We start from the raw sequence: 11,754 nt of genomic DNA, 5'->3' as shown, positions 1-11,754 counted from the left end.
GGGGGAAGGGTCAGATGCCCCGCAGGCTCGCGTAGAAGACCAGCCGGTACTTGCCGATCTGGACCTCGTCGCCGTTGTGCAGGGCGACCGAGTCGATCGGCTCACGGTTGACGTACGTGCCGTTCAGGCTGCCCACGTCGGCGACGGTGAAGCCGCCCTCCTGGCCCCTGCGGAACTCCACATGCAGCCGGGAGACGGTCACGTCGTCCAGGAAGATGTCGCTCTGCGGGTGCCGGCCGGCCGTGGTCAGTTCGCCGTCCAGCAGGAAGCGGCTGCCCGAGTTGGGGCCGCGCCGCACGATCAGCAGGGCGGAACCGGGGGGCAGTGCCTCCACCGCGGCCTGGGCCTCGGGGGACAGCGAGGACGACACGTGCGCTTGTCCCGACACCTCGGCCTCGTAGGCCTCGAGGCCCGAGATCGAGATGGTGGACGTGGTCTCCGAAGCACGCTCCGGCGTCAGACCCGCCCGCAGCGGCGCCCCGCAGTTCGAGCAGAAACGGCTCGCCGCATCGCTGCGGTGGCCACACCTGCTGCAAACCTGCTCGGCCGACATGGACGGCTCCTCGCGCCGCGGCTGCCCCGCGGAGGCATTGGTGGCATACGGGTCGGGGGCAAACCCTCCACCCGCACTTGAGGTTGATGGGTCACCGAAACCTATGCGTCCGGAACCGGCAGGGTCAACAGACGACGCGCCCTGCGCGCCCGAAATGTCACCCGGACCGGCCACCTCGTCGCGGAAGAGCGGCCGGTCGCCCTGCCCTTCGCCGTCACCGTGCCCCGCACGGTGGCGCGCCGCGCCGCTTTCCTCGCGGTTCTTCTTGCCGAACAACTTCTCAAACAACTTCACGGGCGATTCCCCTTGAACGAAACAGACCCGCCCGTGGGGCAGGACGAACTCTGCATGCACACACCTGCCGACCCGGACATTCTCACAACGTCCGTAACCACCAGACAGTTTCCACCACGCACCGCGACTTCGGTGCGTCGACCCCCCGCAGGCATACGCCCACGTGAGCCTGTCCACACTCCGCCCCGCGTCACGACGATGACGACCGAGCGTAGTCAGGCTGCTTCGCAGCCCGCAAGGCATCCACAACGATCTTCGCCGACCGTGTGACGGCGACCGTGGCCTGCTCCTTCTCCATGGTCTGCACGACACCACCCGGGATGTTGAGCGCCGGCTCCAGGTCCTGCGGTCTGCCGATCACCCTGAACTCGTAGGGCTGTGTGATCTTCTTACCGTCGATCGAGACCCCTCCGCCCTCGTCCGAGAAGTACGAGCCCGCGACGACGCGCACGCCGTTGATCTGGATCGCCTCGGCCCCGGCCGCCCTCAGCTCCTGGAGGGTGTCCAGAAGCTGGTCGGAGCGCACCTGGCCCTTGGTGTCGGTGATCCTCAGTGTGATCCCCGGCCCCTGAGCAGCCACGGTACCGGCCAGGATGCCCAGTTGGCGCTCCTTCTCCACCGTCTGCCGCCGGGCCTCCTCGGCCTGGTTGGAGCTGCTCTCCAGCTCCTTGCGCTGGTCCTCCAGCTTCTGCTTCTCGTCCTCCAGGCGCTTGGTCCGCCCGTCCAGCTCGTCGAGGATCCGGACGAGGTCCTCCTGACGAGCACCGCGCAGCGGCGCGCTGGAGTCGCTGTTGGACCGCACCTGGATCGCGAGCCCGAGCCCCAGCACGAACAGCAGCAGCGCGACGATCAGTTGGGCCCGGCTGACCCGCGGCGGCCACAGACCGGCCGCCAGGCGCCGGCGCCCGCTCTCCTGCGGCTCCCCGGGCCCAGGACCGGACCGCGGAGCCTCCGCGCCGGCCTCGCCCTTCTGGGGGCGCTCGGGAACCCGGGGCTCCTCGGGCGGGGTGTTGTCGTTGCTCATCGGCCTCACGCCCGGAAGACGTGCCGGCGGATGGCCGCGGCGTTGGAGAAGATCCGGATGCCGAGGACGACGACCACGCCCGTCGACAGCTGCGAGCCGACGCCCAGCTTGTCGCCGAGGAAGACGATCAGCGCGGCCACCACCACGTTCGAGAGGAACGAGACCACGAAGACCTTGTCGACGAAGATCCCGTCCAGCATCGCGCGCAGGCCGCCGAACACCGCGTCCAGCGCCGCCACCACGGCGATCGGCAGATAAGGCTCCACCACGGCCGGCACTTCGGGCCGGACCAGAAGTCCGACCACCACTCCGGCCACGAGGCCCAGTACCGCGATCACGATGCACCCTTCTTCGGCTCTACTGCTGTGGCTGTGCGGACGGTCAGGCTCGACGCGGCCGGCAGCTTCACCTCGTCCACGGCGGACAGGGTGTAGCGGATCCCGTAGCTCTCCTGCAGGACGTGCAGGTACTGGCCGTCCACGGAATCCTGGAAGGCGGTGCCGAGCCGCTTCTTGTCCCCCACCGCGAGGATCTCGTAGGGCGGCACCAGAGGCCTGTTGTCGACCAGTATCGCGTCACCGGCCGCCCGGATCGCCGACAGTGACGTCAGCCGCTGGCCGTTGATCGAGACGGCTTCCGCCCCGGCCTGCCAGAGCCCGTTGACGATCCGCTGCATGTCCCGGTCACGGACCCGGCCGGTGTCCGAGAAACCGGCGCTCTCCCGCGGGCCGCCACCGCCGCCCGACGAAGATCCCTTCGCGTCGTCCACCACCAGTTTGACGCCCGGACCGTGCACTTCGGTTGCACCCGACAGCAGGGCGAGCAACCGGGCCCGCTCCCCGCCGGGCTGCTTGAGCACCGCGCCCTGCCGGTCCTCGACCTCGGTCCGCAGCCGCTCGATGTCCCGCTCCAGGCCGTTGGCGTGCGCGTCGGCCCGCTCGACCCGGTCGATCAGCTCCTGGCGCTCCTTGGCCAGCACCGGCGCCGCTATCCGCGCCTGGGCCGCACCGAGGGTGACGACCATCGCGGCCAGCACGAGCCCGGCGGCGAGCGCCAGCTTGGCCTTGAGGGTACGCGGCAGTCCCGCCGTGCCGTCCGCCTCGCGCCGGGCCGACGCCTCCGCATAACCCTCGTCGAGGCTGTTGTCCATCACGTGCGTCAGCAGCGACATGGACGCGTCCGGGCGCGCGGGCGGCGTGGCCGGACTCCGGTTGGTGGGCGGCTGCGACATGCCGCACATCGTCGCATGTCGCCGCCGCCCACATCCAATGCGCCGTCCGGAGGACCGGGCCGGGTGACTGACCGTGCCCGCCCCGGCCGCGGTCGCGCCCCCGGCCGCCCTACGGGGCCGGCCTGCGGTCAGTGCTCCCCGGCACCGTCCACGACCGCGCCCCACTCGTCGAGCAGGGCCTGCGCGGAAGCGTCGTCGGGTCCTTCGGCCCACAGGTGGGTGACGGCCTCCGCCGGGTCCGGCAGCACCAGGGCCCACCGTCCGTCGGTCTCCACGACGCGCACGCCGTCCGTGGTGTCCACCTGCCGGTCGCCGGCCGCCTCCACGACCCGCCGCATGACGAGCCCCTTGGCCGCCCACGGCGTCGGCACGTCCCGCTTGAGCACGTGCGCCCGCGGGATGCGGGCATCGATCTGGCTCAGGGTGAGCTGGGTGCGCGCGACCAGTCCGATCAGCTGTACGAACGCCGCCGATCCGTCGAAGACGCTGCTGAACTCCGGGACGATGAACCCGCCCCGGCCGTCGCCGCCGAAGATCGTGGTCTCCTCACGGCCCACCCGCGTCAGATCGTCGGGCGAGGTCGTCGTCCACTCCACCTGCGTGCCGTGGTAGGCGGCGACCTGCTCGGCGACCCGTGTGGTGGTCACCGGCAGCGCGACCTTGCCGCTGCGCTTCTCGGCGGCGACCAGGTCGAGCAGGACGAGCAGCGCCCGGTCGTCCTCGATGATCCGCCCTCGCTCGTCCACCAGCGAGATCCGCTCGCCCACCGGGTCGAAGCGCACGCCGAAGGCAGCCCGCGCCGAGGCCACGATCTCCCCGAGCCGCACCAGTCCGGCCCGCCGGGACTCCGCGGTCTCGGTCGGCCGCGACTCGTCGAGGCCGGGATTGATCGTCAGCGCGTCCACCCCGAGCCGGCCCAGCAGGCTGGGCAGCACGAGTCCGGCGCTGCCGTTGGAGGCGTCCACGACCACCTTGAGGCCGGAATCCGCGATGCCGGTGGTGTCCACCCGGCGCAGCAGCGAGCCCGTGTACGAGTCGAAGACGCTCGACGGGAACTGGAGGTCGCCGATCTCGCCGGGGAAGGCGCGGCGGTACTCCTGGCGTGCGTAGACCCGGTCCAGCTTGCGCTGCTGCGCCTGCGAGAGGTCCGCGCCCCGCTCGTCGAGGAACATGATGTCCACCGAGTCCGGCACCCCGGGAGAGGTCCGGATCATGATCCCGCCGGCGGCTCCTCGGGCGGTCTGCTGCCGGGCGACGGGCAGCGGTACGTTCTCCAGGTCGCGCACGTCGATGGCGCTGGCCTGGAGGGCCGAGATCACGGCCCTCTTGAGTGCTCTCGCGCCTCGGGAGTGGTCACGGGCCGTGGTGACGATGGCCCCCTTCTTCAGGGTCGTCGCGTAGGCCCCGGCGAGTTTGACCACCAGTTCCGGGGTGATCTCGACGTTCAGGATCCCGGAGACCCCGCGGGCACCGAAGAGGTGGGCCTGGCCGCGCGACTCCCAGATCACCGAGGTGTTGACGAACGCGCCGGCCTCGATGGTCTTGAAGGGGTAGACGCGCACGTTGCCCTGGACGATCGATTCCTCGCCCACCAGGCACTCGTCACCGATGACGGCCCCGTCCTCGATCCGGGCGGCCCTCATGATGTCGGTGTTCTTGCCGATGACGCAGCCGCGCAGGTTGCTGTGCGGCCCGATGTACACGTTGTCGTGCACGACGGCCTTGTGGAGGAAGGCGCCGCTCTTGACGACCACGTTCGACCCGATGACCGTGTGCTCGCGGATCTCCACACCGGCTTCGACCTTGGCGTAGTCCCCGATGTACAGCGGCCCGCGCAGGACGGCGTCCGGGCTCACCTCGGCCCCTTCGGCGATCCACACGCCGGGGGAGATCTCGAAGCCGTCCATGTCGACCTGGACCTTGCCTTCGAGTACGTCGGCCTGTGCCTTGACGTAGCTCTCGTGCGTGCCGACGTCCTCCCAGTAGCCCTCGGCCACGTAGCCGTAGATCGGCCGGCCTTCCTTCATCAACTGCGGGAAGACGTCACCGGACCAGTCGACGGAGACGTCGGCGTCGACGTAGTCGAAGATCTCCGGCTCCATCACGTAGATGCCGGTGTTGATGGTGTCCGAGAACACCTGCCCCCATGTCGGCTTCTCGAGGAAGCGCTCGACCTTCCCCTCCTCGTCCACGATGGTGATGCCGAATTCCAGCGGGTTCGGCACCCGGGTCAGGCACACCGTGACCAGTGCGCCCTTCTCCTTGTGGAAGTTGATGAGATCGGTGAGGTCGAAGTCCGTCAGCGCGTCACCGGAGATGACCAGGAAGGTGTCGTCCTTCAAGGCCTCCTCGGCGTTCTTCACGCTGCCGGCGGTGCCGAGTGGCTTCTCCTCATTGGCATAGGTGAGCTCCATTCCGAGCTCCTCGCCATCACCGAAATAGTTCTTGACGAGTGACGCCAGGAATTGGACGGTGACCACGGTCTCGCTGAGTCCATGCCGCTTCAGCAGCCTCAGCACGTGCTCCATGATCGGCCGGTTCGCCACCGGCAGGAGCGGCTTGGGCATGCTTGAGGTCATGGGGCGAAGCCGCGTACCTTCGCCACCGGCCATCACGACGGCCTTCATGTCGGAAGAGTCCTCCTAGAGAGATGACGGTCTGGCCGACCTCACCCGTCCCGGACGGTGACTCCGCTACTCCTCCGCGTCAGTACCGGCGCCGAGCGAGCTCAATCGGCCGTGGCATCCGCCTTCACGAGACGGCGGACCTGCACCACGTATAGGATTCCTGCCCACCAATAGAGCGTTGTACCCCAACCCGCGAACGCCCATCCGAAAACGGACGCCGTCCAGGCCAACCAGCCGGTACCGTCGCTCAGCAACAGCAGCGGGAAGGCGTACATCAGGTTGAAGGTGGCGGCCTTGCCGAGGAAGTTCACCTGGGGCGGCGGATAGCCGTGCCGACGCAGGATCCACACCATGACCAGCAGCATTGCCTCACGGGCGAGCAGCAGCCCGGTCAGCCACAGGGGCAGGATCCCGCGCCAGGTCAGCCCGAACAGCGTGGTCAGGACGTAGAGGCGGTCCGCGGCGGGGTCCAGCAGCCGCCCCAGATTGCTGATCTGATTCCAGCGTCGCGCGAGTTTCCCGTCGAGGTAATCACTGATCCCGCTGAACATGAGGACGGCCAGCGCCCACCCGTCGTAGCCCTCCAGGATCAGCCAGAGGAACAGGGGTACGCCGGCGAGGCGAGCCATGCTCAGGATGTTCGGAATGGTGAAAATTCGGTCAGTCTGAACCCGAGTCTCCTGGACCTCCACCCGGGGGCCTCCACTGTGACGCTAGAAATGGTTGAATCGCTGCCCCCTGACCCTACAGGAGTCCACGAGCGGACCGACCGGCCCCTGAACGCAGAAAAGCCCCGCACCATAAGGTGCGGGGCTTTCCCACAATGATTGTTCGGCGGCGTCCTACTCTCCCACAGGGTCCCCCCTGCAGTACCATCGGCGCTGAAAGGCTTAGCTTCCGGGTTCGGAATGTAACCGGGCGTTTCCCTAACGCTATGACCACCGAAACACTATGAAGTTGACCAACCGGGCATGGACACGGTTCGTTACTTCAGAACTAACACAGTGGACGCGAGCAACTGAGGACAAGCCCTCGGCCTATTAGTACCAGTCAGCTCCACCCGTTACCGGGCTTCCACATCTGGCCTATCAACCCAGTCGTCTACTGGGAGCCTTACCCTCTCAAGGAGGTGGGAATACTCATCTTGAAGCAGGCTTCCCGCTTAGATGCTTTCAGCGGTTATCCCTCCCGAACGTAGCCAACCAGCCATGCCCTTGGCAGGACAACTGGCACACCAGAGGTTCGTCCGTCCCGGTCCTCTCGTACTAGGGACAGCCCTTCTCAATATTCCTACGCGCACAGCGGATAGGGACCGAACTGTCTCACGACGTTCTAAACCCAGCTCGCGTACCGCTTTAATGGGCGAACAGCCCAACCCTTGGGACCGACTCCAGCCCCAGGATGCGACGAGCCGACATCGAGGTGCCAAACCATCCCGTCGATATGGACTCTTGGGGAAGATCAGCCTGTTATCCCCGGGGTACCTTTTATCCGTTGAGCGACGGCGCTTCCACAAGCCACCGCCGGATCACTAGTCCCGACTTTCGTCCCTGCTCGACCCGTCGGTCTCACAGTCAAGCTCCCTTGTGCACTTACACTCAACACCTGATTGCCAACCAGGCTGAGGGAACCTTTGGGCGCCTCCGTTACCCTTTGGGAGGCAACCGCCCCAGTTAAACTACCCATCAGACACTGTCCCTGATCCGGATCACGGACCGAGGTTAGACATCCAGCACGACCAGAGTGGTATTTCAACGGCGACTCCACCATGACTGGCGTCACGGCTTCAAAGTCTCCCACCTATCCTACACAAGCCGAACCGAACACCAATATCAAACTGTAGTAAAGGTCCCGGGGTCTTTCCGTCCTGCTGCGCGAAACGAGCATCTTTACTCGTAGTGCAATTTCACCGGGCCTATGGTTGAGACAGTCGAGAAGTCGTTACGCCATTCGTGCAGGTCGGAACTTACCCGACAAGGAATTTCGCTACCTTAGGATGGTTATAGTTACCACCGCCGTTTACTGGCGCTTAAGTTCTCAGCTTCGCAACCCCGAAAGGTCACTAACCGGTCCCCTTAACGTTCCAGCACCGGGCAGGCGTCAGTCCGTATACATCGCCTTACGGCTTCGCACGGACCTGTGTTTTTAGTAAACAGTCGCTTCTCGCTGGTCTCTGCGGCCACCCCCAGCTCACGGAGCAAGTCCGATCACCAGTGATGGCCCCCCTTCTCCCGAAGTTACGGGGGCATTTTGCCGAGTTCCTTAACCATAGTTCACCCGAACGCCTCGGTATTCTCTACCTGACCACCTGAGTCGGTTTAGGGTACGGGCCGCCATGAAACTCGCTAGAGGCTTTTCTCGACAGCATAGGATCATCCACTTCACCACAATCGGCTCGGCATCAGGTCTCAGCCTTAATGAGGGACGGATTTGCCTACCCCTCGGCCTACACCCTTACCCCGGGACAACCACCGCCCGGGCTGGACTACCTTCCTGCGTCACCCCATCGCTTACCTACTACAAGTCTGGTTCGTCGGCTCCACCACTTTCCTTTCCCCGAAGGGTCCGGAACGGCTTCACGGACTTAGCATCGCCTGATTCGATATTGGGCGTTTCAAAGCGGGTACCGGAATATCAACCGGTTGTCCATCGACTACGCCTGTCGGCCTCGCCTTAGGTCCCGACTTACCCTGGGCAGATCAGCTTGACCCAGGAACCCTTAGTCAATCGGCGCACACGTTTCTCACGTGTGTATCGCTACTCATGCCTGCATTCTCACTCGTGAACCGTCCACAACTAGCTTCCGCTGCTGCTTCACCCGGCACACGACGCTCCCCTACCCATCACAGCGGGCGTTGGCCCTATTGCTGCAATGACACGACTTCGGCGGTACGCTTGAGCCCCGCTACATTGTCGGCGCGGAATCACTTGACCAGTGAGCTATTACGCACTCTTTCAAGGGTGGCTGCTTCTAAGCCAACCTCCTGGTTGTCTCTGCGACTCCACATCCTTTCCCACTTAGCGTACGCTTAGGGGCCTTAGTCGATGCTCTGGGCTGTTTCCCTCTCGACCATGGAGCTTATCCCCCACAGTCTCACTGCCGTGCTCTCACTTACCGGCATTCGGAGTTTGGCTAAGGTCAGTAACCCGGTAGGGCCCATCGCCTATCCAGTGCTCTACCTCCGGCAAGAAACACACGACGCTGCACCTAAATGCATTTCGGGGAGAACCAGCTATCACGGAGTTTGATTGGCCTTTCACCCCTAACCACAGGTCATCCCCCAGGTTTTCAACCCTGGTGGGTTCGGTCCTCCACGAAGTCTTACCTCCGCTTCAACCTGCCCATGGCTAGATCACTCCGCTTCGGGTCTAGAGCGTGCAACTCAATCGCCCTATTCGGACTCGCTTTCGCTACGGCTTCCCCACACGGGTTAACCTCGCTACACACCGCTAACTCGCAGGCTCATTCTTCAAAAGGCACGCAGTCACGACCCATTGGGTAAACCCAATGAGCGACGCTCCCACGGCTTGTAGGCACACGGTTTCAGGTACTATTTCACTCCGCTCCCGCGGTACTTTTCACCATTCCCTCACGGTACTATCCGCTATCGGTCACCAGGGAATATTTAGGCTTAGCGGGTGGTCCCGCCAGATTCACACGGGATTTCTCGGGCCCCGTGCTACTTGGGAGATTCTTAAGCAAGCCGCTGATGTTTCGTCTACGGGGGTCTTACCCTCTACGCCGGACCTTTCGCATGTCCTTCGACTACATCAACGGTTTCTGACTCGCCGACCGGCCGGCAGACCGATCAAAAGAATTCCCACAACCCCGTATGCGCAACCCCTGCCGGGTATCACACGCATACGGTTTGGCCTCATCCGGTTTCGCTCGCCACTACTCCCGGAATCACGGTTGTTTTCTCTTCCTGAGGGTACTGAGATGTTTCACTTCCCCTCGTTCCCTCCACATGCCCTATGTGTTCAGGCATGGGTGACAGCCCATGACGACTGCCGGGTTTCCCCATTCGGACACCCCCGGATCAAAGCTCAGTTGGCAGCTCCCCGGGGCCTATCGCGGCCTCTCACGTCCTTCATCGGTTCCTGGTGCCAAGGCATCCACCGTGCGCCCTTAAAAACTTGGCCACAGATGCTCGCGTCCACTGTGTAGTTCTCAAGCAACGACCAGCCACCCATCACCCTCATCCCTAAGGACCAGGTTCACTGGGGCCGGCATCGCGAAGATAAGACCTTACGGCCGTACCCTCAGATACCCAACAACGTGCCAGGCACCAGACCTCGTCCGTATCCTCTTTCCACGCCGAAGCAGTACTTGAGAATCATCAGATCGTCTGGCGCCAAATAATCAACGTTCCACCCATGAGCTGACCGTGCAGAACATTTGTCTGCAATCGGTACTGTGCTCCTTAGAAAGGAGGTGATCCAGCCGCACCTTCCGGTACGGCTACCTTGTTACGACTTCGTCCCAATCGCCAGTCCCACCTTCGACAGCTCCCTCCCTTACGGGTTGGGCCACCGGCTTCGGGTGTTACCGACTTTCGTGACGTGACGGGCGGTGTGTACAAGGCCCGGGAACGTATTCACCGCAGCAATGCTGATCTGCGATTACTAGCGACTCCGACTTCATGGGGTCGAGTTGCAGACCCCAATCCGAACTGAGACCGGCTTTTTGAGATTCGCTCCACCTCACGGTATCGCAGCTCATTGTACCGGCCATTGTAGCACGTGTGCAGCCCAAGACATAAGGGGCATGATGACTTGACGTCGTCCCCACCTTCCTCCGAGTTGACCCCGGCGGTCTCCTGTGAGTCCCCATCACCCCGAAGGGCATGCTGGCAACACAGGACAAGGGTTGCGCTCGTTGCGGGACTTAACCCAACATCTCACGACACGAGCTGACGACAGCCATGCACCACCTGTATACCGACCACAAGGGGGGCACTATCTCTAATGCTTTCCGGTATATGTCAAGCCTTGGTAAGGTTCTTCGCGTTGCGTCGAATTAAGCCACATGCTCCGCCGCTTGTGCGGGCCCCCGTCAATTCCTTTGAGTTTTAGCCTTGCGGCCGTACTCCCCAGGCGGGGAACTTAATGCGTTAGCTGCGGCACCGACGACGTGGAATGTCGCCAACACCTAGTTCCCAACGTTTACGGCGTGGACTACCAGGGTATCTAATCCTGTTCGCTCCCCACGCTTTCGCTCCTCAGCGTCAGTAATGGCCCAGAGATCCGCCTTCGCCACCGGTGTTCCTCCTGATATCTGCGCATTTCACCGCTACACCAGGAATTCCGATCTCCCCTACCACACTCTAGCTAGCCCGTATCGAATGCAGACCCGAGGTTAAGCCTCGGGCTTTCACATCCGACGTGACAAGCCGCCTACGAGCTCTTTACGCCCAATAATTCCGGACAACGCTTGCGCCCTACGTATTACCGCGGCTGCTGGCACGTAGTTAGCCGGCGCTTCTTCTGCAGGTACCGTCACTTTCGCTTCTTCCCTGCTGAAAGAGGTTTACAACCCGAAGGCCGTCATCCCTCACGCGGCGTCGCTGCATCAGGCTTTCGCCCATTGTGCAATATTCCCCACTGCTGCCTCCCGTAGGAGTCTGGGCCGTGTCTCAGTCCCAGTGTGGCCGGTCGCCCTCTCAGGCCGGCTACCCGTCGTCGCCTTGGTGGGCCATTACCCCACCAACAAGCTGATAGGCCGCGGGCTCATCCTTCACCGCCGGAGCTTTTAACCCCCGCCCATGCGGGCAGGAGTGTTATCCGGTATTAGACCCCGTTTCCAGGGCTTGTCCCAGAGTGAAGGGCAGATTGCCCACGTGTTACTCACCCGTTCGCCACTAATCCACCCCGAAGGGCTTCATCGTTCGACTTGCATGTGTTAAGCACGCCGCCAGCGTTCGTCCTGAGCCAGGATCAAACTCTCCATGAATGTTTACCCGTAATCGGGTCAACACACACTTAGAGCGGGCACGTCATGTCGGAATATGACCGACGCGCCACA

At 63.6% G+C, this 11,754-nt stretch carries 6 protein-coding genes and 3 rRNA genes; all 9 read right to left on the bottom strand.

Translation table 11 applies throughout. The annotated features are described in order from the left end of the window. Positions 1–10 precede the first annotated feature (10 nt). Entirely contained in the window at positions 11–955 is a 945-nt protein-coding gene (locus tag OG295_RS29145) for an FHA domain-containing protein (protein ID WP_371681345.1), read from the bottom strand. Between the two features lie 82 nt (positions 956–1,037). After that, a complete protein-coding gene (locus OG295_RS29140) occupies positions 1,038–1,871 on the bottom strand; it encodes a DUF881 domain-containing protein (protein WP_371679579.1) in 834 nt (277 codons plus the stop codon). Positions 1,872–1,876: 5 nt separating this feature from the next. Next, positions 1,877–2,209, bottom strand: a complete 333-nt coding sequence (locus OG295_RS29135) for a small basic family protein (RefSeq protein WP_030158423.1) — start codon at positions 2,207–2,209, stop codon at positions 1,877–1,879. Continuing rightward, positions 2,206–3,111 carry a DUF881 domain-containing protein gene (locus OG295_RS29130; RefSeq protein WP_371679578.1) on the bottom strand — a complete coding sequence of 302 codons (906 nt, stop codon included), beginning with the start codon at positions 3,109–3,111 and terminating at the stop codon, positions 2,206–2,208. The genes OG295_RS29135 and OG295_RS29130 overlap by 4 nt, the downstream gene beginning before the upstream one ends. Positions 3,112–3,230: 119 nt before the next feature. Next, on the bottom strand, positions 3,231–5,729 hold the full coding sequence (locus tag OG295_RS29125) for a sugar phosphate nucleotidyltransferase (protein WP_371679577.1): 2,499 nt from the start codon (positions 5,727–5,729) through the stop codon (positions 3,231–3,233). A gap of 101 nt (positions 5,730–5,830) precedes the next feature. Beyond that, positions 5,831–6,421 carry a CDP-alcohol phosphatidyltransferase family protein gene (locus OG295_RS29120; protein ID WP_371679576.1) on the bottom strand — a complete coding sequence of 197 codons (591 nt, stop codon included), beginning with the start codon at positions 6,419–6,421 and terminating at the stop codon, positions 5,831–5,833. Between the two features lie 137 nt (positions 6,422–6,558). After that, positions 6,559–6,675 (bottom strand): 5S ribosomal RNA (gene rrf, locus OG295_RS29115). A gap of 74 nt (positions 6,676–6,749) precedes the next feature. Beyond that, a 23S ribosomal RNA gene (locus OG295_RS29110) occupies positions 6,750–9,872 on the bottom strand. A gap of 285 nt (positions 9,873–10,157) precedes the next feature. Continuing rightward, a 16S ribosomal RNA gene (locus tag OG295_RS29105) occupies positions 10,158–11,682 on the bottom strand. The 16S, 23S and 5S rRNA genes sit together here, the layout of an rRNA operon. Between the last annotated feature and the right edge of the window lie 72 nt (positions 11,683–11,754).

It is taken from the genome of Streptomyces sp. NBC_01276 (assembly GCF_041435355.1).
In the GTDB taxonomy this organism is placed as follows: Bacteria; Actinomycetota; Actinomycetes; order Streptomycetales; family Streptomycetaceae; genus Streptomyces.
Note: the sequence above shows the minus strand (reverse complement) of the source record. Positions and strands in the feature narration are given on the sequence as shown.